Annotated in this window: 20 protein-coding genes, 1 pseudogene and 1 riboswitch; of the genes and pseudogenes, 2 read left to right on the forward strand and 19 right to left on the reverse strand. The window is 44.5% G+C overall.

Translation table 11 applies throughout. The features are described 5' to 3' along the window. Positions 1-8 precede the first annotated feature (8 nt). The 7 genes from AC3ZVC_RS02735 to AC3ZVC_RS02765 form a co-directional block, all read right to left on the reverse strand. The gene (locus AC3ZVC_RS02735) at positions 9-1,178 is read right to left on the reverse strand and encodes a CamS family sex pheromone protein (RefSeq protein WP_490066159.1); all 1,170 of its coding nucleotides are present in this window, start codon (positions 1,176-1,178) and stop codon (positions 9-11) included. A gap of 15 nt (positions 1,179-1,193) precedes the next feature. Beyond that, positions 1,194-3,200 (reverse strand): NAD-dependent DNA ligase LigA, encoded by a 2,007-nt coding sequence (gene ligA, locus AC3ZVC_RS02740; RefSeq protein WP_490066161.1) that lies wholly within the window; start codon positions 3,198-3,200, stop codon positions 1,194-1,196. Between the two features lie 266 nt (positions 3,201-3,466). Beyond that, positions 3,467-5,704, reverse strand: coding sequence for a DNA helicase PcrA (gene pcrA / locus AC3ZVC_RS02745; RefSeq protein WP_490066162.1), 2,238 nt, complete (start codon positions 5,702-5,704; stop codon positions 3,467-3,469). A gap of 116 nt (positions 5,705-5,820) precedes the next feature. Further along, positions 5,821-6,519: a heptaprenylglyceryl phosphate synthase gene (gene pcrB, locus AC3ZVC_RS02750; protein ID WP_490066163.1), complete on the reverse strand. Its 699-nt coding sequence runs from the start codon at positions 6,517-6,519 to the stop codon at positions 5,821-5,823. A 642-nt stretch (positions 6,520-7,161) separates the two neighbouring features. After that, positions 7,162-7,470, reverse strand: a complete 309-nt coding sequence (locus tag AC3ZVC_RS02755; protein WP_035333268.1) for a YerC/YecD family TrpR-related protein — start codon at positions 7,468-7,470, stop codon at positions 7,162-7,164. A 47-nt stretch (positions 7,471-7,517) separates the two neighbouring features. Then, positions 7,518-8,567 carry a DUF3048 domain-containing protein gene (locus AC3ZVC_RS02760; protein WP_490066164.1) on the reverse strand — a complete coding sequence of 350 codons (1,050 nt, stop codon included), beginning with the start codon at positions 8,565-8,567 and terminating at the stop codon, positions 7,518-7,520. Between the two features lie 101 nt (positions 8,568-8,668). Continuing rightward, positions 8,669-10,411 carry an adenine deaminase C-terminal domain-containing protein gene (locus AC3ZVC_RS02765; RefSeq protein WP_490068800.1) on the reverse strand — a complete coding sequence of 581 codons (1,743 nt, stop codon included), beginning with the start codon at positions 10,409-10,411 and terminating at the stop codon, positions 8,669-8,671. 202 nt (positions 10,412-10,613) lie between these two features. Between AC3ZVC_RS02765 and AC3ZVC_RS02770 the strand changes: the two genes are divergently transcribed. Continuing rightward, positions 10,614-10,904 carry a YgaP family membrane protein gene (locus AC3ZVC_RS02770; RefSeq protein ID WP_490066166.1) on the forward strand — a complete coding sequence of 97 codons (291 nt, stop codon included), beginning with the start codon at positions 10,614-10,616 and terminating at the stop codon, positions 10,902-10,904. A gap of 106 nt (positions 10,905-11,010) precedes the next feature. Further along, positions 11,011-11,100 (forward strand): EYxxD motif small membrane protein, encoded by a 90-nt coding sequence (locus tag AC3ZVC_RS02775; protein ID WP_490068801.1) that lies wholly within the window; start codon positions 11,011-11,013, stop codon positions 11,098-11,100. On the opposite strand, the gene purD is transcribed toward AC3ZVC_RS02775, so the two are convergent. The 12 genes and pseudogenes from purD to purE all read right to left on the reverse strand — a co-directional run bounded on the left by purD (position 11,078) and on the right by purE (position 24,131). Continuing rightward, positions 11,078-12,349, reverse strand: a complete 1,272-nt coding sequence (purD, locus tag AC3ZVC_RS02780) for a phosphoribosylamine--glycine ligase (RefSeq protein ID WP_490066167.1) — start codon at positions 12,347-12,349, stop codon at positions 11,078-11,080. The two genes, AC3ZVC_RS02775 and purD, sit on opposite strands and share 23 nt — an antisense overlap. Before the next feature lie 74 nt (positions 12,350-12,423). After that, positions 12,424-13,959: a bifunctional phosphoribosylaminoimidazolecarboxamide formyltransferase/IMP cyclohydrolase gene (purH, locus tag AC3ZVC_RS02785; RefSeq protein WP_490066168.1), complete on the reverse strand. Its 1,536-nt coding sequence runs from the start codon at positions 13,957-13,959 to the stop codon at positions 12,424-12,426. Between the two features lie 155 nt (positions 13,960-14,114). Continuing rightward, complete coding sequence (purN, locus tag AC3ZVC_RS02790; protein ID WP_490066169.1) at positions 14,115-14,696, reverse strand: phosphoribosylglycinamide formyltransferase; 582 nt, start codon at positions 14,694-14,696, stop codon at positions 14,115-14,117. Between the two features lie 24 nt (positions 14,697-14,720). Then, positions 14,721-15,746, reverse strand: coding sequence for a phosphoribosylformylglycinamidine cyclo-ligase (purM, locus tag AC3ZVC_RS02795; protein WP_490066170.1), 1,026 nt, complete (start codon positions 15,744-15,746; stop codon positions 14,721-14,723). A gap of 146 nt (positions 15,747-15,892) precedes the next feature. After that, positions 15,893-17,290 carry an amidophosphoribosyltransferase gene (purF, locus tag AC3ZVC_RS02800; RefSeq protein ID WP_490066171.1) on the reverse strand — a complete coding sequence of 466 codons (1,398 nt, stop codon included), beginning with the start codon at positions 17,288-17,290 and terminating at the stop codon, positions 15,893-15,895. Then, the gene (purL, locus tag AC3ZVC_RS02805) at positions 17,275-19,491 is read right to left on the reverse strand and encodes a phosphoribosylformylglycinamidine synthase subunit PurL (protein ID WP_490066172.1); all 2,217 of its coding nucleotides are present in this window, start codon (positions 19,489-19,491) and stop codon (positions 17,275-17,277) included. The genes purF and purL overlap by 16 nt, the downstream gene beginning before the upstream one ends. Next, a complete protein-coding gene (purQ, locus tag AC3ZVC_RS02810; protein WP_490066173.1) occupies positions 19,475-20,161 on the reverse strand; it encodes a phosphoribosylformylglycinamidine synthase subunit PurQ in 687 nt (228 codons plus the stop codon). The genes purL and purQ overlap by 17 nt, the downstream gene beginning before the upstream one ends. Further along, a pseudogene (gene purS / locus AC3ZVC_RS02815) lies at positions 20,158-20,411 on the reverse strand (phosphoribosylformylglycinamidine synthase subunit PurS). Before purS ends, purQ begins: the two are co-directional and overlap by 4 nt. Further along, positions 20,399-21,124 (reverse strand): phosphoribosylaminoimidazolesuccinocarboxamide synthase, encoded by a 726-nt coding sequence (gene purC, locus AC3ZVC_RS02820; protein ID WP_490066174.1) that lies wholly within the window; start codon positions 21,122-21,124, stop codon positions 20,399-20,401. Before purC ends, purS begins: the two are co-directional and overlap by 13 nt. A gap of 81 nt (positions 21,125-21,205) precedes the next feature. Next, positions 21,206-22,498, reverse strand: a complete 1,293-nt coding sequence (gene purB, locus AC3ZVC_RS02825) for an adenylosuccinate lyase (protein ID WP_490066175.1) — start codon at positions 22,496-22,498, stop codon at positions 21,206-21,208. Between the two features lie 3 nt (positions 22,499-22,501). Then, on the reverse strand, positions 22,502-23,656 hold the full coding sequence (gene purK, locus AC3ZVC_RS02830; RefSeq protein WP_490068802.1) for a 5-(carboxyamino)imidazole ribonucleotide synthase: 1,155 nt from the start codon (positions 23,654-23,656) through the stop codon (positions 22,502-22,504). Beyond that, a complete protein-coding gene (gene purE, locus AC3ZVC_RS02835) occupies positions 23,643-24,131 on the reverse strand; it encodes a 5-(carboxyamino)imidazole ribonucleotide mutase (protein WP_490066176.1) in 489 nt (162 codons plus the stop codon). The genes purK and purE overlap by 14 nt, the downstream gene beginning before the upstream one ends. A 140-nt stretch (positions 24,132-24,271) precedes the next feature. Next, positions 24,272-24,373, reverse strand: a riboswitch (purine riboswitch). Positions 24,374-24,426 lie beyond the last annotated feature (53 nt).

The following is a 24,426-nucleotide window of genomic DNA, read 5'->3' on the forward strand; positions in this document are numbered from 1 at the left end:
CTAAAGCCTTATTGATATATATGGACAAATGGCTCACTTTGGTCTGCTTTGCGAACGACTAGCGCCTCAGGGCCATTAACGGACGAGATGTTCACCTGAACTGAAATGTATTCAGGGAAGTGTTTGACCACTAGACCGGTTACATATTGCGTGAAACCAATCCCTTCTGCCTTTCCGTAGAACTGGATTGGAATATCAATATTTACTTCCTGCAACTGGTCCTGAGCATAAAAAGCTTTTCCGATGACACCATTGAAATTAGGAAAGTAAGTTTCTACATCCTGTTTAAAATTCAGAAATGCAGTCAAATCATCGCGGTGGTTTTTCTCTGCCTCGTTTGAAGGGAAAAGAACGTATTTTTCATTGATATCTTCCCATCCGCCAAGCTTGCTGCTGCCTTTTGGCGCATTAGCATATGCAAAAAAGCTGCCTGGCACAACTGAAGTTCTTTCTTCCTGTTCAAACAAAGCAATGGTAACTGGCACATCTTTTAATTCTTTAATCTGCCGGATTCGCTGCAGCACTTCTTCCGCCATCTTTTTGCCTTCTCTTTCAAGAACTTCATGTTTGATCTTCGTTTCATATGTTGCACCATATTGCTCTTTCTGGTAATAATGGACAGAATTCATGGCAAGGCCGATTACGACACCGCCAAGCCCGACCTTTCCGTCGTCATTTTTCACGAGATAGTTATGTTCAAGGATATGAGCCAGGTAAATTGGGCTTTTTTCATTATTCTTATCAATATTTCCGCCATCTGCAATCATTGGATTCAATCCAATATTCTCTTCTTCCTTTAACTTCCGCTCTTTCAGCTGTGTTTCCGTGAATTTGCGGTTGAGCCAGGCTCGGGCTGTATCCCTTTTTAGGTACTGCCCTTCCTGGAATAAGTACTTATCCGGGTCAAATGTATTTTGGGCAACCCGCATAAGCCCTGTTTCAAATTCATTAATATCATATTTGGTACTAATGTTATTGACCACTAGACCTCTTGATTCACTTGGTTCAAATGGCAGCAGCGTACGATAATATTTGTCTGAAATTTTATAATTCGGAATGATCGCCTTATCTTTTTCGTTCTTATCTTCCTGAACGACTTCCTCCTGCTTATTAAAATTAGGCGCACAGCCAGCTAGCAGAAGTGAAAGGGATAAAGCAAGCATCATGAGATTTTTCACGGCGCTTCCACCCTCTTACTTATTTAATTCTTCAACCAGTCTCTCCTCGTTCCAAACCTCTACTCCCAGCTCCTGGGCTTTGGTTAGCTTGGAACCCGCATCTTCTCCAGCGATCACAACATCTGTTTTCTTGCTAACGCTTCCGGATACCTTTCCGCCAAGCGCTTCAATTTTTTCTTTTGCTTCATTCCGGCCCATGATTTCGAGCTTTCCAGTTAGCACAACTGTCTTTCCTGTAAAAAAGCTATCCGAGTTTTCCGCTGAAACTGGCTTTGGCCCTTTATATTCCATGTTAACCCCGGCAGCTTTTAACTCACCCAGCAGCTCGTGGGCTTCGTCCTGTTCAAAAAAGGTCACAACGGAATCAGCCATTTTTTCACCAATTTCATTGATTGCGGTTAAATCTTCACGGGAAACTTTTTCAAGGGTATCCATATTGCCAAACTCCAGGGCAAGCGTTTTGGCTGCTTTTGCTCCGACGTGACGGATACCTAAGCCAAATAACAGTTTTTCAAGTGAGTTTTGCTTCGAATTTTCGATTGCCGTCAGTAGATTAGTCACTGACTTTTCACCCATGCGTTCGAGCTGTATCAGCTGTTCATATGTCAATTTATAAATATCTGCCACATCTTTGATCAGGTTTTCTGCAAAAAGCTGGCTAATGACCTTTTCGCCAAGTCCGTCAATATTCATTGCATTCCGGGATACAAAGTGAATAAGACCCTCACGGATTTGCGCTGGACATTTTGGATTAATGCAGCGCAATGCCACTTCCCCATCAAGACGGACAAGCTCGCTCTCGCACTCAGGGCAGTGTGTCGGCATATTAAAATCCTGCTCCTCGCCCGTTCTCCTGTCAGCAAGTACATTCACGACTTCAGGGATAATATCTCCGGCCTTTTTGACGACAACCTGATCCCCAATCTTAATATCCTTTTCGCGAATTAAATCTTCATTATGAAGGGAAGCTCGCTGTACTGTCGTTCCGGCTACGCGGACAGGATCGAGAATAGCAGTTGGAGTTACTACCCCTGTTCTGCCCACACTCAGTTCAATATTCCTTAAAGTCGTCACAACCTCTTCAGCAGGGAATTTATAGGCAATGGCCCAGCGAGGGCTTTTCGCAGTCGTGCCGAGCTGCTCCTGCTGCTCCAGAGAATCTACCTTTATAACAATTCCGTCAATATCATAAGCTAAATTAGGGCGTTTTTCTGTCCACCCTTGGACATACTCGATTACTTCATCAATATTTGCACACTTTTTACGTTCTTTATTGGTTTTAAACCCTAGGCTATCCAGATAATCCAGGCCCTCGCTATGAGACACAATACCAGAATCGCCAGTATCCGCAATCCCGTATACAAAGATATCCAGGTTGCGTTTGGCAGCAAGGCGCGGATCTAGCTGCCTTAAAGAACCTGCGGCAGCATTTCTCGGATTCGCAAAAGGCTCTTCGCCATTTTCTTCTTTTGCTTTATTTAAAGCTTCAAAAGAACGCCTAGGCATGAAGGCTTCACCGCGCACTTCCATGGTGACCCCTTCCTTCAGGCGAAGGGGAATCGAACGGATCGTCTTCAGATTGGCGGTGATATTCTCACCGATTGAACCATCTCCTCTTGTCGCTCCAAGAACAAATAGACCCTCATCATAGCGAAGGGAGACGGCAAGTCCATCTATTTTTAATTCGCATACGTAGGTAACATCATCTCCAGCACCCTGCCGGACGCGGCGGTCGAAATCCCGCAAATCCTGATCATTAAAGGCATTTCCCAAGCTTAGCATTTGGGATTGATGCTCCACTTTTTCGAACATATCGAGGATTTCTCCGCCTACCCTTTGTGTAGGAGAATCTTCCGTTTTTAGCTCAGGGAATTGTTCCTCAAGCTCAGTTAGCTCTCTCATGAGCCGGTCATATTCTGCATCTGGAACTGATGGCTGATCAAGAACGTGATACTCATAATTGTATTGATTCAGCAGGTTGTGCAGATCTTTCACCTTTTTTTCTGCCGTTATAAGGTCCATACATCCAACCCTTTCCAAAAAGATCAGACCTGGCAGACACAGCAACCGGGTCGGGATCTGTTAATTTGAGAATGGCTTTGTTAAATTTGCCTTTTGGTTTCAACTCCAGGCGCTAGCGAACTGCGGGCGGCCCGGAAGCCGCCTAGGAGCCTCCGGAGTCTCCCAATGCTCTCTTCTCCTGCTGGGATCTCGTACCTACCTCACCATTCAACAGAGCGCAATATCAGCATGAGCATTAACAAGCCTCTATAATAAAAGCAGTTTGTTTACGCTTTTGTAATTGGCGCAAATTTGGCAAGCAAGCGTTTAATGCCCACAGGTTTCGGGAACGCAATATCCAGCTCTGTACCTTCTCCGGCACCTTTTACGCTGACCACCGTACCTGTTCCCCACTTGCCGTGCTGGGCCTTATCGCCAACCTTCCAGTCAATATCATCTCCGCCTGTATTTGATGTAGACGGACGTACTACCGCTTTTCTTTGCGGCTGGGCCTGTCTGGAAGCACCAGGCGATCCGAATGGTGAAGAACCGAATGGTGAAGGTTTCTTTGCCCTCTCCGGCTCCAGGCCATCAAGCAATTCAGCTGGAATCTCTTTGATAAACCTGGATGGAGGATTCATATTGGTACGTCCAAATAGGGTACGCATTTGAGCATTTGTAATGAAAAGCTCTTCCTCTGCTCTCGTTATTCCCACATAAGCTAGCCGGCGCTCTTCCTCCATTTCCGCTTCTTCCATAAGCGAACGGCTGTGAGGGAATACGCCTTCCTCAAGCCCCATTAAGAATACAACAGGGAACTCCAGCCCTTTTGCGGAGTGAAGAGTCATAAGAACAACAGATTCTGCCTTTTCTCCGTCATCATCCAATTTATCAATATCTGCCACAAGAGCCAAATCCGTCAAGAAGGCAATTAGCGATTTATCTTCGCTTGCATCTTCAAAATTTTTCGTAACAGACAGGAATTCATCTATGTTTTCCAGGCGGCTTTGGGCTTCGATGGATTTCTCAGCAATGAGCATATCGCGGTACCCCGATTTTTCCAAAAGCTCTTCTACTAATTCTGTGACAGATAAGTATTCCTGCATTTGTGTATAGTTTTTAACCAGATCCCTGAACTGGGTAGCCCCTTTTGTAATTTTAGGACTTAATCCGATCAATTCAATCGATTCAAGCGCCTCAAACATGCTCATTTCGTGGAGCTGCGCAAAGTTGGCGATTTTATCAACAGAACCTGAGCCAATTCCGCGCTTAGGAACATTGATTACACGCTGCAGGCTGATATCATCATCCGGATTTGCAATCAGGCGCAAATAAGCGAGGATATCCTTAATTTCTTTACGGTCGTAGAACTTTATGCCGCCGACAATGGAGTACTCAATATTCGACTTTAGCAGCACTTCCTCCATTACACGGGATTGTGCATTCGTGCGGTACAAAATCGCGATATCTGAATAGCTGCGCTTGCCGCTGTTAACATACTCTTTAATTTTACCTGCAACAAACTGCGCTTCTCCCTGCTCGCTGTCCGCCCTATAGTAATAGATCTTGTTTCCTTCTGCATTTTCCGTCCAAAGGTTTTTCGGCTTGCGATTCATGTTCTTGCTTATAACTTCGTTCGCAGCAAGAAGAATTCTTTTCGTTGAACGGTAATTTTGTTCAAGCAGAATCGTCTGGGCGTTTGGGTAATCCTTTTCAAAGGAAAGGATGTTGGCAATATCCGCGCCGCGCCATTTGTAAATCGATTGGTCTGAGTCACCGACAACACAAAGGTTTCTAAAGCGGCTTGCTAAAAGCTTTACAAGCATATATTGCGCTCTGTTCGTATCCTGGTACTCATCCACGTGAATGTATTGGAATTTGCGCTGATAATATTCAAGCACTTCCGGAACACGCTGGAACAGCTGGATGGTAATCATGATTAAATCATCAAAATCAAGCGCCTGGTTGCGTCGCAATCTCTTTTGGTACTCTGTATAGACATCACTGGCAACCTGCTGGATATAGTCCCCTGCCGTTTTCGCATACTCTTCCGGAGTGATCAATTCATTTTTTGCCGAACTGATTGATCCCAGAATTGCACGCGGATCAAACTTCTTCGGATCCAGGTTTTTATCCTTAAGGATGGATTTAATGACCGATTGCTGGTCAGTAGAGTCCAAGATGGTAAAATTGCGGTTATAGCCTATCCGGTCAATATCTCTTCTTAAGATCCGCACACACATGGAGTGGAAAGTTGAAATCCAAATTTCATCAGCCGCTCCGCCCATCATGTTATGAATACGATCACGCATCTCACGTGCCGCTTTGTTTGTAAATGTGATTGCCAAAATGTTATAAGGATTGACACCCTTTTCCACCATAAGATAGGCAATCCTGTGTGTTAGCACTCTTGTCTTGCCACTCCCTGCTCCGGCCATAATCAAGAGAGGTCCATCCGTTGTTTTTACCGCATTTTGCTGCTGCGGATTTAAACCATTTAATAATTTATCCGTTAAAAATTGCATTCCTTCTCTTCACCACCATAGAAACATATGTTCTTATTTACTATTCTATCCTGTTTAATGATCTCAATCAACTTTGACTTTTATAACTGTCTGGCTCCTGGCGTCATCGTCTCAATTCATCCTCGATCTAACGCATTTGCAGCTTCTACTGTTTTTAACGCTGCCTGCAAATCCTTGTAAATAATATTTCCGACCACAATCACATCTGCATGCTCAGCCATTTCTTTTGCCTGCTCGGGATTCTCAATGCCGCCACCGTAAAATAGTACTGTTTCTTCAAGCGTCTCTTTCACTTCGGAGACAACAGCAGCATCACCATACTTGCCGCTGTATTCCAAATAAAAGATAGGCAGGCGGAACATCTTCTCGGCCATCATCGCAAATGCCCTAACCTCATCCAAAGACAAATCCGTACGGGAATTGGTAACTATAGCGGCTTTGCAATTCTCATTTAAAATGCAATAACCCTGGACGAGAATTTCTTCCCAGTTCATGATATCTCCGTATTCTTTAACAGCTTCGTGATGAAGGCCTGTAATCCACTTTACATCCTGGCTATTTAATACGGTCGGAATAAAATATAAATCAAAACCAGGCGTTATCGAATCAATCGTGGAAACCTCCAGTACGCAAGGCACTGTATATCTGCGGATTCGGGCCATTAAATCAAGCACTTTTTCAAGCGTAACGCCATCGGTTCCGCCTACAATAATCCCGTCCGTTCCTGATTCACAGATCATTTCCAGATCTTCATCTGTTATATATTTATCCGGATCGAGCTTAAACACATGGCTCCATTCGCGAACATCGTACATGCAAAATTGCCTCCATTCTATCATTCCATTTCACCATTATATCATTTAGGAAAGAGAATAAAAAATAAAAGCGGAAGCGCCATTTGAAGGGATGAACGTCAACTAAAAGCCGCCGCGTCCTGTGGCGAATGTTCACGGCAGTACGTCCTGTAGCAAGTCCGGCGAACGCTGGAAGTCCAGCCTCTTTTTGGCTTCTTTCAGCTGGACTGAAGACCTCCAGGGGCTAGGCGATAACGCTATTTAAAAAAGAAAAGCGGGAAGTGGCTATAAGGTGAAAAAATTACGCTGTTTTCGCAAAGTTTGTTGCTTTCGAACCAATTTTAATCACTGAGTTGATTGGAGCGGAAGGCGCGAGATCCTCGAAAATGCTGCCGCATTTTCTTCGTGCGGTGTCCGTTCGAAGAAGCTTATTCAACTTCCTACGGGAGTAGCGTTCCAAGGGAGACCCCGCAGACTCGGGAGCGTCGAGGAGGCTCCCGGTAGCCCCGTGGTTCGCTGAGTGCCTCGTGCTGAAATCAACGGGCAGAGTTCTAAGCAAAAACAACAATCTATACGAAAAGAGCCAAAAATTAATTGCAGCCCTCTCGCGAAGACAAAGAAAAAACCGTGGGACACCCCATCGGTTTAAGAAAAAATAATTATTTATGCTTTTTCAGCCTCTTCTTCTTTAATTCGCTCCAATGCCATTTCATAGGCATCGTTTCCATAGTTCAGGCAGCGTTTCACACGTGAAATGGTTGCCGTACTGGCACCTGTATCTGTTTCAATTTTATGATAAGTTTTGCCTTCGCGAAGCATGCGTGCAACTTCCAGGCGCTGCGCCAATGACTGAATTTCGTTCACTGTGCATAAGTCGTCGAAGAAGCGGTAGCACTCCTCCAGATCTTTCAAAGACAAAACCGACTTAAATAATTGGTCCAGTTCTTTTCCTCTTAGCTTATCAATCTGCATATATTGCATACCCCTTTATTAGATAATAGTTTTTGAAGCTATTGCTTTCATTCAAAGGAAACCGTTTGCTCAAGGCCCGGGCTTGAAGGAACAATATTAATCCATGTCTTGCCCGGTACCAGACCGGCTTGTTTGCCATTTAGGACAGGAAGAATCCTGCCATCCTCATTTTCCCACTCGACTTCTGTCATTTTTCCTTTTTGAAGGAGATAGGCTCTGCCCCCAGAAGTTAAGTTAATATCACGGCGGCCCGCACTGTCAACTACTTTATGTTCGGCTTCTGCGATGAAAATGTTGTCCAGTAATACTGGTTCTCCAGAATGATAATCGGCTGTAAGTTCTCCATTGGAATACCTTTTATACTTTTCCAGCCCCTCATCGTACTCATAAATCACATTAAATAATTCATTGTTTAAATAAGAAACCATCACGGATTCGGCAGATGTTCCCTCAATTGCTTTTGCCTCTTTTTTTGACAGAAAGGAAAGGGAAGCAGGTGCCTCTTCCATTGAATACTGGTTCTGTTCCGCTCCTTTTAGCACACTCTCGAACGAAATGTAAGAATTATGCGGAGCCTTTCTGAAACTCGCCCGTTTAAACAATGTGCCATCATAATAAAGGCCGTTTAGACTATCAATATAGCCCTGATCCATCATTTCTTTCGCTTCAGGACTGTTGCCATGAGCAATATAAAGGCTGTCATAGCCTTTCGCCAGATCAATATAGTAGTCTCTGGCGCTTCTTACCGGCCCTATTTCTTCAGGCTGTTCACTCTGAAAAATGGCAAGGAAACGGGTCACATCTCCTTCTGCCAGCATTTCATAGACGATATCAGCTTTATCCAGGCCTGATTGCGGACGGGCTTTCGGGTGATTGTTGACCATCACCGCTACAGCTCTTCCATCTACTTCGGATTCCGATCCGGCTCCAGTGAGCGGAAAGTGGAATGGAAGCTCTTTTTGTTCACTTACCCCTTTTGTTGCTTCTTCAGCTTTTTCTGTCCCCTGCTTTGCAGGCTCTTTTGCTTCATCTTTACTGCTGCATCCTGAAACTAAGAGCATTGCGGCTGCTGAAACAGCTATCCATCTTTTTAGCATCTTTGCACCCCTGTATATCCCTTTTTGCCTCGATGCAGTTTTCTATGTTAGCTCGTCTGAGTAGTTTCTTTATCTATTTAGTATTGCATCTCTTTTACATTTTAACGCATTATCGTTGGAAAGAGTACCGTTTTATTCATGACATCATACATTCCCTGCTGGGTAATTCGGATATATGGCAGATGCGTAGAGGAGAAAAAGAGCAAAGTATACATCGGATCTTCATGCCTGTAGCCTTTATCCCGTAGGTAATGGACTAGCTGTTTCTCTTCCTCCATTAATTCCTCTACCTTTTTATCGGACATAATTCCTTTTAAACGAAGCTCCATCTCCTGGACAATTTCTCCGCCTTCAGAAATAACAATCCCTCCGCCAATTTCTTTAAGCCGGTTAAAAGCGTTCAGCATCTCACTCTTGTTTTTGCCGATTAATATGATATCTCCCGTATTCGAAAAAGAACTTGCCATACCATCGAGGCTGCTCGCGAAGCCTTTTAGTACTGTATTAATGCGCCAGTGCCCTTCTCGGTCCACAAGCATGAAAAAGCACTCGTCATGCTTTTTTTCAAGCTCATCAGATGATACATCAATTGCGATGGAATAAGGCTTTGTTATAACGGCATTCTCCATTTTTATTCCGAACGGCATGGAGAACTGCATATCATCAGAAGTAAGATCCCAATCGATATTCATCGGTTCAAAGCCGAATTCATCCCACGGAACCGGTTCATAAGCATCCAGATTAACACCATCTTTTTTCACCCATTCACCCTTTGCCATAACAGAAACTGGTGTTGGATCATCTTCACTTGCAAGGAAATTGATATTAGCGACCCTTCCTGTTGCGATATTCCCATGCATATAATCGATTCCATAATGGCGGGCAACATTAATAGTGGCCATATTATATGCGTCAATCACAGGAACGCCTTTTTCAATCGCAATGCGGATCATATGGTCAATAATTCCCTGTTCATAAAAAGAGGAGAAGGATCCGTCTGTCGTGAAAATAATCTGATCATAATGATCGATTCCCAATTCATGCATTTCATCCAGTAAGACCGGCAAGTCCGGACGAATGGACGAATACCTTAGAGACACGGTATATCCCTGTAGAAGACGGTTATAAACGTCCTTGCCTGTCATGGATTCATGATCGCAATCCGCTCCAAGCAGCATGAGCTTTGCAAGTGTTTTTTCGGATGCTCCCGGAAAATGGCCTTCGATTTTCTTTCTCATCCGCTTTGTCTCCTGAATCCAATGGAGCATCATATCATCGCCGTCCAGAAGCTTAGGCCACCCTGTCAGCTCGCCTCCCTGAAGGACAGCGTCATGCTCAAGCCACGATTTGATGTTTCCGTGCGAAAAGGTTGTCTCTTCATGCTGTATTTCTGTTTGCGCATCAAACCTGCACCACCAATACATCGTCGCCGGGATATTCCTCATCTCCTTCAGGAAAGAAAACGCTTTCTTTTTATCCTGTTGCAAAGCAAGAACCATGTTGTCATTGATCAGGGTCGTTGTGCCAAACTGAGATGCATAGCTCGCAAAGGAATGGGGATTATATAATTGAAATGGGTGGGCATGCGGCTCAATATACCCTGGAACCAGCGTCATCCCAGTACAATCAACGACCTCACATTGTTCCATTTTTTCCGGCAGTTTTTCGCCCACATAGACAATGCGGTCGTCATAAATCCAAATATTAGCCGTTATCCATTTACGGAATGCCTGATTTAGATAACGTGCGTTTTTAAGTAGTATCGTCGGTGACAGTTTTCCGTCCAGTACGGAAACATGTTCACGCAAGTGCTTGTTTTTCCAACGGTAACGCTGTTCCAGCACCATACTCCCTCCCTTTTTAATTATCTCTTTATATGAAAATGAACGATTTTTTTATAATGAAAGTTACAAAGAAAAATGGCTTCAAAACAATAAAGAAAGCCCTTTCATTTCTCTTGTTTTTCTATAGTAACATATTTCACTGTTTAACGCATTAAAGAATCAGTAAAAGATTGTAAAAATTTTGTGAAAGAGGTGGCCATTAATGAATGTTAAACAAAATATCGGCATCTTAAATGCCTTAATACGGATTACAGTCGGCTTTACCGTTTTAGCGTGGAGTACATCCAAGCTAGTCAAAAGGCCGTGGCGGGATTCTTATTTAATGATGGCTATGCTGGGAGGAATGAAAGTCGCAGAAGGGATCGTCCGCTTCTGTCCATTAACAGCTCTGTTTGAAAGAGGGCAGGATATGGTTCAGGATATGAGGAATCAAGGCAATGATCGTGAAAACAATGAGTCGGTTGAGGAAATGCTGCCGTATAATCCTTCATAAAATAAAAGCCCCCTTATTGGGGGCTAATAAAATATAGGATTTCCCAAATGATATCTTATATATCTTAAAAGGAGCTGACAATATGTTTTGGGAATACGTGATGGATATGTCGTTTGTAATAATAGCATTGATAGGAAGCATCGTGGCTCTTCTATATGTGTATATCCGCAGGACTAAGAAAGGACGTGCAAGATAGCTTTATTGGCAATATCTTTCCGGTAAAAAACACCGTCACATTGGAGCTTTTCAAGTTCATAATACACTTTTTCCTGCGCATCCTTTAGGGTTGCCGCTTTAGCACCTGCAAGCAGCACACGGCCGCCGTTTGTGATAAACTCTCCTGAGCTGTTTTGGGCAGTGCCTGCATGGAATACGGCTGTATCATTGCTGATTTCCTGAAGCCCATTTAAGACAGCGCCTTTTTCATATGCTTCGGGATAGCCCTTAGATGCAGCAACGACTCCGACCATTGCTTGGTCATCCCATTGGATTGCGGGTACTTCACCCTTAAGGACAGCCAGCATAACCTCCGCCAAATCAGATTTCATTCGCGGCAAAATCACCTGTGTTTCAGGATCTCCGAAACGTGCATTAAATTCGATAACCTTTGGTCCTGCCTCTGTTTTAATCAAACCAGCATACAGAATTCCGCTAAAGCTTCGGCCTTCCTGCACCATCGCTTTTGCAGCTGGCTGCAATACTTTTTCTACAGCATTTCCAACCGTTTCTTTTCCGATATGAGGCACAGGTGAATAGGCGCCCATTCCGCCTGTATTCGGACCCTTGTCTCCATCAAAAGCACGCTTATGGTCCTGGGCAATTTCAAGAGGAATCACATTTTCCCCGTTTACCAAAGCCATTAAAGAAAATTCTTCACCCTCGAGGAACTCTTCAATTACAACTTTTGCAGAAGCTTCACCGAACTTTTCATTTAAAAGCAGCTCCTCTATGCCCGCTAGCGCTTCATCCATTGTCATCGCTACGATAACGCCTTTGCCGGCAGCAAGGCCATCCGCTTTCAGAACAATCGGTGCACCCTTTTCTTCTATATATGCTTTTGCTTTTTCATAACTACTAAAGACAGCATATTCAGCTGTCGGGATATTATATTTCTGCATGAGTTCCTTCGCAAACGACTTACTGCCCTCAATTTCTGCGGCTGCTTTTTTCGGTCCAAACACTGTTAATCCAGCTTCCTCCAAACGATCAGCCAATCCTTCTAAAAGCGGTACCTCCGGGCCGATTACCGTCAATCCAATTTGATTATCCAGGGCAAACTGTACTATTTTTTGCTGATCGTTTTCCTGGATGTTTATTAACTCTGCAACATCTTCCATCCCGGGATTTCCTGGAGCCACAAATACCTGATCTACCGAAGGACTTTGGTTCATCTTCCAGCAAATAGCGTGCTCGCGGCCGCCTCTTCCTATGACTAAAACCTTCATTACGCCCACCTCCGTTAAAATGTCAGCTATAGTACACAGGAGCCCGGTTAAGGGCTCCTGTAATTCGGTAAAAATTAATGTTTAAAATGGCGCACGCCTGTAAAGACCATTGCAATTCCATACTCATCCGCTTTTTTGATAGAATCCTCATCACGGATGGAACCGCCTGGCTGAATAATTGCTGTGATGCCTGCCTTGGCTGCAACCTCGACCGTATCGTTCATTGGAAAGAATGCATCTGATGCCATTATAGCTCCGTATGCTTTTTCCCCAGCCTGTTCCAGTGCAATTTTGGCAGAACCGACACGGTTCATTTGCCCGGCACCAACTCCAAGCGTCATATGCGCATCGTTTACAACAATTGCATTGGATTTCACATGCTTAACGACTTTCCAGCCTAGCTTGAGCGCTTTCCATTCTTCTTCAGTTGGTTCCCTTTTTGTTGCTACAGATACTTCTGCATCTTCAAGCGTATATTGATCATACTCCTGGGCAAGCAGGCCGCCTTCAATCGTGGATAATCTCATCTCAGCATTCTTTTTTCCCTCAAAAGGAATCGTTAACAAGCGCAGATTCTTTTTCCCTTTTAAAATCTCAAGCGCATCATCTGAGAAAGAAGGTGCAATAATGATTTCAAGGAAGATTTCATATAGCTTTTTAGCTGTCTCCGCGTCCACTTCCCTGTTCAGGGCAATGATTCCGCCGAAAATGGAAACGGGGTCCGCTGCAAATGCCTTTGAAAAAGCATCAAATACATTCTCTCCAGTTCCAACTCCGCAAGGGTTCATATGCTTAACGGCAACTGCTGCAGGCTCTGAGAATTCTTTTACAATTTGAAGAGCCGCATCGGCATCATTAATATTGTTGTATGATAGCTCTTTTCCATGAAGCTGCTCGGCATTGGCAATCGAAAATTCGGAACCAAGCGGCTTTCGGTAAAAAGCAGCTTTTTGATGAGGATTTTCTCCGTACCTTAACGTTTGCTTCAATTCATATGTAACGGTTAATTTTTCTGGTGTTTCTTCGTTTGCCAAATCTGTCATATACTCAGCAATCATTGCATCATAGGCAGCAGTATGGCGGAATACCTTCGCAGCAAGTTTGCGGCGGGTTTCCTTTTGCACCTCTCCGCTTTCATTTAATTGAGATAGTACTGTTTCATAATCGGCAGGATCCACTACAACCGTCACATATTCGTGGTTCTTTGCTGATGCGCGCAGCATCGCCGGGCCGCCAATATCGATATTCTCTATTGCATCCTCTACCGTAACATCAGGCTTGGCGATCGTTTGCTGGAAGGGATACAAATTCACACATACAACCTGGATTGGCTGAATCTGATGCTCTTCAAGCTGCTGTTTGTGGCCGGGTTCACCGTGCTTCGCCAGCAATCCCCCATGAATCATTGGATTTAACGTTTTAACACGCCCTTCCAGAATTTCTGGAAAGCCCGTAACATCACTAACTCCAACAACGGGAATGCCGCTCTCTTCCAACGCTTTTTTGGTTCCGCCTGTGGAAACAATCTCAAAGCCAAGCTCGCTTAACTGCCGAGCAAATTCAGTTACACCATTTTTATCAGAAACACTAATAAGTGCCCGTTTTTTCATTTTCTGCTCCTCCTGACTGACTACAAGACATTTATATAAATTCTGTTAACCTTGCCTGTTGATTTCCGCTCCAATCAATATGTGCTAAATCCAACATTAGCTTGAACATAGCCTTTTTCAAAAGAAAGCCTGCAAATCTAAGCAACCAAATCCCTTTACCCCTTTACCATTTTAGCATAAAAAAGATTCTGTAAAACCTGCGGATAAAGCTTATGTTCGACTTCATGAATCTTGTTCTGAAGGCTCTCTCTTGTTTCATCCTCATAAACCTCAACAGACTGCTGGGCAATGATTGGGCCTGTATCCATGCCTTCATCTACAAAATGCACCGTTACACCGCTCACTTTAACATTGGCTGCCAGAGCCTGTCCGATTGCATCTTTACCTGGAAAATCCGGCAAAAGCGATGGGTGGATATTAATAATCCTGCCTTCAAACTCTTTTAGCAAAGTAGGACCGATAAGCCTCATATAGCCTGCGAGAATAATGTACTCCACACCGCTTTCCTTCAGCTTCTGCAAAATGGCTCCTTCATACTCCGCTTTGCCATTGTAATCTTTTGCTGAAAAAACAAACTGCGGAATACCTTCGTTTTGCGCACGTTCTATGCTATAGGCACCCGGGCGGTCACAGACAAAAAGGACAATATCAGCCTGCAGTTCGCCTTGTTTGGATGCATCCATGATGGCCTGAAAGTTCGTTCCGCTTCCGGAAGCAAACACTGCGATTTTCTTCATGACTTCCTCCTTTAGCGATTCAGCTTACAGAATTTCGATTCCGTCCTGACCCGTTACCGTTCCCATTAAATAGGCTTTTTCACCAAGTTCATTAAGATACGCGATAAGTTCTTCTGCGATTTCCTTATCAGCTGCAATGACCATGCCTGTTCCCATATTAAAAATATTGTACATTTCTTTGCGCTTGAGTCCGCCGATTTTCTCCATCATCGTGAACACAGCCGGCACTTGCCAATTTTGTTCTTCAAGCTGAGCACCCAAGCCTTCCGGAAGCATGCGCGGAATGTTTTCAATAAATCCTCCACCCGTAATATGGGCCATGCCTTTCAGCTTGAACTTTTTCATAGCTGATAGAAGTGGCTTTACGTAAATTTTTGTCGGGCGAAGCAGCTCTTCCCCCAAAGTACAGCCTAACTCTTCAACGTTATCAGTTAATGACATATTTGCTTTTTCGAAGAATAGCTTACGCACCAGCGAATAGCCATTGCTATGAATGCCGCTTGATGCAAGGCCGATCAGCACATCCCCCGCTTTAATATCCGCACCATTGACCAAGTTGGATTTTTCACAGGCTCCGACTGCAAAGCCGGCAAGGTCGTATTCTTCCTCGCTGTACATGCCAGGCATTTCAGCTGTTTCCCCGCCCACAAGCGCACATCCTGCCTGCTCGCAGCCATCCGCTATTCCTTTTACAATCGCTTCAATCCGTTCCGGTGCAGCCTTCCCGCAGGCGATATAATCCAAGAAATAGAGAGGCTCTGCTCCCTGTACGACAATGTCATTTACACACATCGCGACCGCATCGATTCCAATCGTATCATGCTGATCCATCATAAAGGCCAGCATCAATTTCGTGCCGACTCCATCTGTGCCTGACACTAAAACTGGTTCCTTCAAGTTGAGAACCGAAAGATCAAACATGCCGCCGAATCCGCCCAACCCGCCGAGCACTCCTGGGCGAATTGTTTTTTGTACATGCTTTTTCATGCGGGAAACTGCTTCATAGCCTGCTTCTATATCCACTCCGGCTTGCTTATATGCATTTGCCATCTATTTTTCACCCCATATTGGAAAAATAAAGGCCGATTTTTCAACTTATCGGCCAAAATAGTACTTTTAACGGCCAAAAATCAAGATTTATCGGCCAATTCTTCGTATTTATCGGCCAAACATAGCAATTATCGGCCAAAGTTCAATTACACCTTCTCATAAGGATGCACAGTGCTAGGATAAATCTCAGTCGGATATTGTCCTGTAAAGCATGCCAGGCATTGTCCATCTTTCCTGCCGATCGCATTAACCATGCCTTCAGTACTTAAAAAGGTTAGCGTATCTGCGCCAATGATTTCTCTAATTTCTTCTACTGAGTGATTGCCTGCAATCAATTCTTCCTTAGAAGATGTATCAATTCCATAGAAGCATGGATTTTTAATAGGAGGTGAACTGATCAGCACATGCACTTCTGTTGCGCCGGCTTCTTTCAGCATGCTCACGATCCGTCTGCTTGTTGTTCCGCGGACAATCGAATCATCAACCATGATGACTCTCTTGCCTTCAACCACACCGCGGACCGGCGACAATTTCATTTTTACGCCCTGCTCCCTTAATGACTGGGAAGGCTGGATAAACGTACGGCCAACATAGCGGTTCTTGATCAATCCCATTTCATATGGAATGCCTGAAGCTTCAGCATAGCCGATCGCGACCGAGATGCTCGAATCGGGCACGCCTGTAACAACATCACCTTCAATCGGGACCTCAATAGCCAACTGCTTCCCAAGATTTTTCCGGGCTGTATGGACGTTGATTCCATTAATGTTACTGTCCGGGCGGGAAAAATAAACATATTCCATCGTGCACATGGCAATATTGGAAGCCATTGCGAACATCTCCGAACGGAATCCGTTATCGTCAATAATCAGGAGCTCTCCAGGCAAAATATCGCGGATAAATTCTGCGCCGACCACGTCAAAGGCACAGGTTTCGGATGCGACCGCATAAGCATCGCCGATTTTTCCGAGTGATAGCGGCCTCATACCGTTCGGATCAAGCGCAACCATCATTTCAGTTTCAGTCATGATTAGAAATGCATAAGCTCCTTTAATCATGGATAGAGCATTTTTAACACGTTCCTTTAAAGAAGAGAAACCTGCACGCTTAATCAGGTGAGCCAATACCTCTGTATCCGAGCTCGTTTGAAAAATGCTTCCCTGCCCTTCCAGCTGATGCTTTAAGGCAGTCGCATTAACCAGATTTCCGTTATGGCAAAGCGCAAGGCTTCCGCTCTGAGAGTTAAACAGCAAAGGCTGAACATTTTCATATCCGCCCCCGCCGGCTGTAGCATAGCGGACATGGCCGATCGCGGCTTTTCCTTCCAGCTCCTTCATTGCTTCTGATGTGAAAATCTCTGTAACAAGGCCTTCACCTTTCATGCCTTTTAGCTTCTTGCCATCTGTAACGACCATTCCCGTACCTTCCTGGCCGCGGTGCTGCAGGCTATGAAGTCCGTAATACGTAATTTGGGAGGCATCCTGGTGCCCCCATATGCCAAAAATCCCGCACTCTTCATTTAATCCTCTTATTTCAGCAAGCATGGGATGGCTCCTTTCCAGGCCTGCTCCAGAACATCAACCTGTTCGGCTAGCAATAGGCCCTCCTCATTGGAGATATATAGTACAGGCGCTTCTGTCACTTCACCAATAAGCTTTGCATCTACTAAATTCTCAAAAGCTTCCTGATTTTCCTTTTTAACAGAAAGCAAGAAGCGGGACTGCGATTCACTGAATAAAGCAGAAGTTGCATTGCCCGTTACTTTCACATCCGCTCCAAGCCCTTTGGAACCAAACAAACTTTCAGCAGCTGCCACTGCCAATCCGCCTTCTGCCACATCATGCGCTGATGCCACAAGCCCTGAACGGATGGCTTTCAAAATTTGTGCCTGAGCCTTTTCTTCTTTTTCCAAATCTAGTTCAGGTGATTTTCCAAAGATCTTGCCGTATGTCATCTTCTGTAGTTCGCTGCCTCCGAATTCATCCTTTGTTTCGCCTACCAGATAAATAAGGTCGCCCGCAGCTTTAAAAGCTTGCGTCGTTACATGGTCAATATCTTCTACCAGTCCGACCATTCCAATGACTGGTGTAGGATAAATCGCCGTTCCATTTGTTTCGTTATATAGAGAGACGTTTCCGCCAATAACAGGTGTATTTAAGGTGCGGCAAGCATCACTGATTCCGTCTGCCGCTTTTTCAATCTGCCAGAAGATTTCAGGCTTTTCCGGGTTGCCGAAATTCAAGTTATCTGTGATTGCTAAAGGTACCCCGCCGGAGCAGATGATATTTCTGGCTGCTTCCGCAACAGCAATTTTGCCGCCTGTCTCAGGATCGAGATACATATAGCGGGAGTTACAGTCTGTTGTCATTGCAAGTCCCTTGCGCGTTCCGCGGATACGGATAACTGCCGCATCTGAACCAGGAGCCACAACCGTATTCGTGCGCACCATATAGTCATATTGGTCATAAACCCATTCCTTACTGGCAATGGTCGGCTGCTGGAGCAGCTTTACAAGCGTTTCTTTGTAATCATCAACCACTGGAATTTCATTTTCCATCGCCTGGAATTCACGATAGTATTCAGGTTCGCTTGATGGCTTATGGTAAACCGGTGCATCCTCTGCAAGTGCATCAACTGGAAGCTCTGCCACCACTTCTCCCTGATGGGTTAGGCGGAGCATCTTATCATCAGTTACCTTGCCGACCGCAACTGCCTCAAGGCCATACTTGGAAAATAAATCAACAATCTCCTGCTCGCGGCCCTTTTTCACAACAATCAGCATTCTTTCCTGAGACTCGGAAAGCATCATTTCATATGCAGTCATGCCTGTTTCCCTTTGCGGTACAAGGTCCAGATTCATTTCAATACCAGATCCTGCTTTGCTCGCCATTTCAGCTGAAGAGCTAGTAAGGCCCGCAGCACCCATATCCTGAATGCCGACAAGGGCATCGGACTGAACCAGTTCAAGGCATGCTTCTAAAAGAAGCTTTTCCATGAACGGGTCCCCAACCTGGACAGCTGGCCTCTTTGCTTCTGATTGATCGGTCAGTTCTTCTGATGCGAAAGTAGCTCCATGGATTCCGTCACGGCCTGTTTTCGCACCCACATACATAACCGTATTGCCTACGCCATGCGCCTGGCCTTTTTTAATATCCTTATGGTCGATTAAACCGACACACATGGCGTTTACAAGCGGGTTGCCTTCATAGGAAGAATCAAACTGCACTTCTCCTCCTACTGTCGGAATGCCAATGCAGTTTCCATAGCCAGCAATGCCTGCGACTACTTCTTTAAAAAGGTACCGAACACGAGGAGAATCCAATTCTCCAAAGCGTAAAGAGTTGAGGAGGGCGACCGGTCTTGCGCCCATTGAAAATACATCGCGGATAATCCCGCCGACACCTGTTGCAGCCCCTTGGTAAGGTTCGATTGCAGACGGGTGGTTGTGGCTTTCAATTTTAAAAACAACTGCTTGCCCATCGCCGATATCAACAATTCCAGCTCCTTCCCCTGGTCCTTGAAGCACTTTCTCTCCTGTTGTTGGGAACTTGCTTAATACTGGCTTGGAATTTTTATAGCTGCAGTGCTCAGACCACATAACAGAAAACAAGCCGATTTCTGTATAATTTGGCAAACGCCCGATAATCTTTTCAATCATCGTAAATTCTTCGTCAGACAAACCCATTTCTTTATATACCTTCTGTGCCTTTAACTGTTCCGGACTTGGCTCAAGCATTAACGACATGTGCTTCCCTCCATTGTTTTACGATTGATTGAAAAAGTTTCAAGCCATCTGCTCCCCCTAAAAGCTCATCAACAGCTCTTTCAGGGTGCGGCATCATGCCGAGAACATTTCCTTTTTCATTAATAATGCCCGCGATATTTTCCAGGCTGCCATTAGGATTCGTTCCGTTATAAGTAAATACGATCTGATTATTTTCCTGCAATTTAACTAGAGTGGCTTCATCACAATAATAGTTCCCTTCGCCATGAGCGATTGGGACTTTGATTACTTCACCTTTTTTATAAGCAGATGAAAACATAGTCTCGTTGTTTTCAACTTTCAGCTCTACAGTACGGCAAATGAATTTTAGGCTATCATTTCTTCTCATCGCCCCTGGCAAAAGACCTGCTTCTAATAAAATTTGAAATCCATTGCATACGCCCAAAATCGGTTTGCCTGCCTCAGCCGCTTTCACTACTTCTTTCATGACATTACTGAAGCGTGCCACTGCACCTGAACGGAGATAATCACCGTATGAAAACCCGCCGGGAAGAAGGATTCCGTCATACTTATCCAAGCTTTCCGCGTCATGCCAGACATATTCGGCTTCCGCTCCAAGCTCATCCTTCACTGCATGGTACATGTCTATGTCACAATTGGACCCTGGAAAAACGATGACTGCAAACTTCACTGGGTAACAGCCTCCTCAATTTCAAAGCGGTAATCTTCAATCACAACATTAGCCAAAAGGCGCTCGCACATTTCCTTCACTGCCTCTTCAACAGGGCGGTCGCTCTTTTCAATGGTCAACTCCATGTATTTACCGATGCGGACATCAGATACTTCAGTGTAATTCATGGAATGAAGCGAATTTTTTACAACTGTTCCTTGAGGATCAGCACACTTTCTCTTAATGTGACGAAAACTTTTACTTTGTACATACTGTTTGGCCTCCCAGTCTCGCTAAAATATTTTCATAGGCATCAGTCAAATTCCCAAGATCTCTGCGGAAAACATCTTTATCAAGTTTTTCATTTGTCTCTATATCCCAAAGCCTGCAAGTATCAGGTGAAATCTCATCAGCCAGCAAGATATTGCCTGATTCATCCTTCCCAAACTCAAGCTTGAAGTCTACCAAGTTAATGCCCAGCTCTTTGAAAAAGTCTCTTAAAATTGCATTTACATTCAAGGCCTTCTCTTTTAGAAGAGCCACTTCCTTCTCATCAGCCAGCTTCAGTACCTCAATATGGTCTTCTGTTAAAATTGGATCGCCGAGCGCATCGTCTTTATAATAAAACTCTACAATCGGTCTAGGTAAAGCCGTGCCTTCTTCAACTCCCAATCTCTTAGAAAAGCTCCCTGCCGCAAGGTTCCGGACCACTGTTTCGAGCGGAATGATCTCCACCTTTTTCACAAGCTGCTCGGTTTCTGAAAGCTTTTTGATGAAGTGGGAGTCGATTCCCAGCTCATGCAGCTTTGAAAATAGCAAACTCGTAATCTCGTTATTCAAACGGCCTTTGCCGTCAATGCTTGCTTTTTTCTCCCCGTTAAAAGCCGTTGCAGAATCTTTATACTCGATCCATACAATGTTTTCATTGTCTGTTCTGTAAACCATTTTGGCTTTGCCTTCGTATAACAATGCTCCTTTTTCCATGGCGGAGAGCCTCCTTTATAAGAAAATTGGGAATTTTCCCGTTAAAATAGAGGTAAAGACTGCTCTTTACCTCTTATTTTTTTACAAACCTAATCGGTCAAATATCGTGTCTACATGCTTGATATGGTAGTTATAATCAAAGCAGTCATCAATTTCAGCTTCAGAAAGCTTTGATGCAATCGTTTCGTCCTGCTCGATTAGGCTTCGGAATTGAACCTGCTTTTCCCAGGCTTCCATTGCACGCGGCTGGACTGTGTCATATGCTTCTTCACGCGTCATTCCTTTATCGATCAACGCCAGGAGAACACGCTGGGAGTAGATTAGCCCAAGTGTACGGTCCATATTGCGTTTCATGTTTTCAGGGAAAACAGTTAAATTTTTAACAATGTTGCCAAAACGGTTCAGCATATAATTCAACGCAATTGTTGCATCCGGAATAATGATTCTTTCAGCCGAAGAGTGGGAAATATCGCGCTCATGCCAAAGGGAAACATTTTCATAGGCAGTCATCATATAGCCGCGGATCACTCGAGCCATTCCTGTCATATTTTCAGAACCGATCGGATTGCGCTTATGCGGCATAGCTGAGGATCCTTTTTGGCCTTTTGCGAAAAATTCCTCTACTTCGCGCGTTTCACTTTTTTGAAGGCCTCGGATTTCCGTTGCGAATTTTTCAATCGATGTTGCAACCAGAGCAATCGCACCCATATAGTGTGCATGACGGTCACGCTGAAGTGTTTGGGTAGAAATTGGCGCAGGCTGCAGGCCAAGTTTTTCACATACATATTTCTCAACAAAAGGATCAATATTTGCATATGTCCCAACTGCACCCGAAATTTTGCCGAATTCAACACCAGCAGCAGCTTCTTTAAAGCGTTCAAGATTTCGTTTCATTTCTTCATACCAAAGGGCAAGCTTTAGGCCGAAGGTAGTTGGCTCTGCATGTACCCCATGCGTACGGCCCATCATAACAGTATGCTTATGTTCCTGGGCTTTATTTTTCAGGATTTCTACAAAACGCTCAAGATCTTTTAGAAGAATATCATTCGCCTGCTTGATTAAGTAAGAAAGCGCCGTATCAACCACATCCGTTGATGTAAGTCCGTAATGAACCCATTTGCGCTCCTCGCCAAGCGTCTCAGAAACCGCACGCGTAAAAGCAACAACATCATGCCTTGTTTCTTCTTCGATCTCTTTTATGCGGTTGATATCAAAAGAAGCCTTTTCACGGATTTTTTGGACATCCTCTTTCGGAATATCGCCTAATTCTGCCCAAGCTTCACAAGCAAGAATTTCAACCTCAAGCCAAGCCTGAAAGCGGTTCTCCTCTGTCCAAATAGCTCCCATTTCCGGTCTTGTATAACGTTCAATCATGTTTTATCCTCCGATCTTTTCCTTCACATCGGCCCAGATGCCGCTCTTTTCTGCTTCTTCCAGCGCTTCTTCGGCTGAATTCCGCAAAAGCGTGACATGGCCCATCTTACGTTTATATTTGGCATCCTTTTTTCCGTACAAATGAATCTTCCAGTCATTCAGTTCAGGTATTTTCTTTATCAAAAGCTCCTGATGCTCTCCTAGTATGTTTACCATAACAGCCGGTTTTAATAGCTTTGTGCTGCCAAGCGGCCAATTGCAAACCGCCCTGATATGCTGCTCAAACTGAGATGACTCACAGGCTTCAATGGAATAATGCCCTGAATTATGCGGACGCGGCGCAAGCTCATTTATGTAAATATGCCCGTCCTTTGTCAAAAACATTTCAACAGCAAGCGTACCGATAAGCCCTAATGCTTCTGCCAACTGGCTTGCTGCTTTTATCGCCTTTTCCTCTTCAGTGTCTGTTATGATGGCCGGCACAATTGTCTGATGAAGAATATTTTCTTTGTGAATGTTTTCTCCTACTGGAAAAATAGCTGTTTCTCCTGACACATTTCGGCAGATGATCACCGAGATTTCTTTCTCAAAAGGAATCCATTTTTCAAGAACGCACATGCCTTTTTCAAGAAGCTTTTCAGCATCCTTTATATCCTGCTCACTCTTTATGACTAACTGCCCTTTGCCGTCATATCCGCCCCTGGAAGTCTTTAATACAGCTGGATAGCCAAGCTTTTCTATATTATCATAAATGTCTTTTTCTGTAGAAATGACCGCGTATGGTGCAACCTCGCAGCCCGCTTTTTGAATGGCCGCCTTCTCCTTTGTCCGGTCCTGGGTAATTTCCAGAACCTCGCTGCCTTGAGGCACATTCGCATGTGCACATAGCCAGTCCAGTGCTTCAGCGTTGATATTTTCAAATTCATAGGTAACAACATCGCTGACTTCTGCCAGTTCTTTTATAGCGTCCAAACTGTCAAACGCCCCAGTGATTTCGATATCCGCAACCTGCCCGCAAGGCGAGTTTTCAGTCGGATCTAGTACCGCGATTCTAAAACCTTTGGCTTTTGCAGCAAGAGCCATCATTCTCCCAAGCTGGCCGCCGCCAATAATACCGATCGTTTGTCCAGGCAAAATCGTTTTATTAGACAAGTTCATCACTGCTTTCTAAAACTTCCTGTTTTATTTTTTCTCTTCTATGTTCAAGGCGTTCTGCAATTTGCTTGTCAAAAGCTCCAAGGATTTGTGCAGCCAATAATCCTGCATTGGTTGCACCGGCCTTTCCGATCGCAACGGTAGCCACAGGAACTCCGCCAGGCATTTGGACAATCGATAACAATGAATCCAGCCCATTTAGAGCTTTTGATTGGACTGGCACTCCAATAACCGGAAGGGTCGTTTTTGCAGCTACCATTCCCGGCAGGTGAGCTGCTCCCCCTGCGCCAGCAATAATCACCCTTATTCCTCTATCTCTTGCCTGTTCGGCAAATTCAAACATAAGATCTGGAGTCCGATGCGCTGAGACGACCTTTTTTTCAAAAGCGATTTCAAGCTCTTCTAGAATTCCGCATGCGTGCTTCATTGTTTCCCAATCTGATTTGCTCCCCATAATGACTGCTGCTTGTGCGTTCATTCTTCCTCCTCCAAATCAGTAAATATAAAAAACCCGCACGATCCTTCTCATATGAGAGAAAGTAATCTGTCCGGGCCAAAATTAACCATAATAAAAGGAATATACCTAATTGCAGCAGGAACCATTCCTTTATCACGCCGGGCATATCAGCTTTCCCTCATAGTCCGGCAATTTACGGTTGCCGGGTAGAAACTCATGGGCCCTATTCCCATTATTATACGAGGGGTTATTCACGTTTTATTAACTACCACCATATTAACAACTTGCCTGATACTATGTCAACCTAAAAATCGAA

This window comes from Cytobacillus sp. C11.1, assembly GCF_058145115.1.

Excerpts from the sequence above, each read along its gene's own strand:
- purM (WP_490066170.1), bottom strand. The coding sequence starts at position 15,746 with ATGGCAAATGCATATAAGCAAGCCGGAGTGGATATAGAAGCAGGCTAT.
- purD (WP_490066167.1), bottom strand. The coding sequence starts at position 12,349 with ATGAAGGTTTTAGTCATAGGAAGAGGCGGCCGCGAGCACGCTATTTGC.
- purH (WP_490066168.1), bottom strand. The coding sequence starts at position 13,959 with ATGAAAAAACGGGCACTTATTAGTGTTTCTGATAAAAATGGTGTAACT.
- pcrB (WP_490066163.1), bottom strand. The coding sequence starts at position 6,519 with ATGTACGATGTTCGCGAATGGAGCCATGTGTTTAAGCTCGATCCGGAT.
- purL (WP_490066172.1), bottom strand. The coding sequence starts at position 19,491 with ATGTCGTTAATGCTTGAGCCAAGTCCGGAACAGTTAAAGGCACAGAAG.
- purK (WP_490068802.1), bottom strand. The coding sequence starts at position 23,656 with ATGAACTTGTCTAATAAAACGATTTTGCCTGGACAAACGATCGGTATT.
- purB (WP_490066175.1), bottom strand. The coding sequence starts at position 22,498 with ATGATTGAACGTTATACAAGACCGGAAATGGGAGCTATTTGGACAGAG.
- purE (WP_490066176.1), bottom strand. The coding sequence starts at position 24,131 with ATGAACGCACAAGCAGCAGTCATTATGGGGAGCAAATCAGATTGGGAA.
- purN (WP_490066169.1), bottom strand. The coding sequence starts at position 14,696 with ATGAAGAAAATCGCAGTGTTTGCTTCCGGAAGCGGAACGAACTTTCAG.
- AC3ZVC_RS02755 (WP_035333268.1), bottom strand. The coding sequence starts at position 7,470 with ATGCAGATTGATAAGCTAAGAGGAAAAGAACTGGACCAATTATTTAAG.
- purF (WP_490066171.1), bottom strand. The coding sequence starts at position 17,290 with ATGCTTGCTGAAATAAGAGGATTAAATGAAGAGTGCGGGATTTTTGGC.
- ligA (WP_490066161.1), bottom strand. The coding sequence starts at position 3,200 with ATGGACCTTATAACGGCAGAAAAAAAGGTGAAAGATCTGCACAACCTG.
- AC3ZVC_RS02775 (WP_490068801.1), top strand. The coding sequence starts at position 11,011 with ATGTCGTTTGTAATAATAGCATTGATAGGAAGCATCGTGGCTCTTCTA.
- AC3ZVC_RS02760 (WP_490066164.1), bottom strand. The coding sequence starts at position 8,567 with ATGCTAAAAAGATGGATAGCTGTTTCAGCAGCCGCAATGCTCTTAGTT.
- purC (WP_490066174.1), bottom strand. The coding sequence starts at position 21,124 with ATGGAAAAAGGAGCATTGTTATACGAAGGCAAAGCCAAAATGGTTTAC.
- AC3ZVC_RS02770 (WP_490066166.1), top strand. The coding sequence starts at position 10,614 with ATGAATGTTAAACAAAATATCGGCATCTTAAATGCCTTAATACGGATT.
- pcrA (WP_490066162.1), bottom strand. The coding sequence starts at position 5,704 with ATGCAATTTTTAACGGATAAATTATTAAATGGTTTAAATCCGCAGCAG.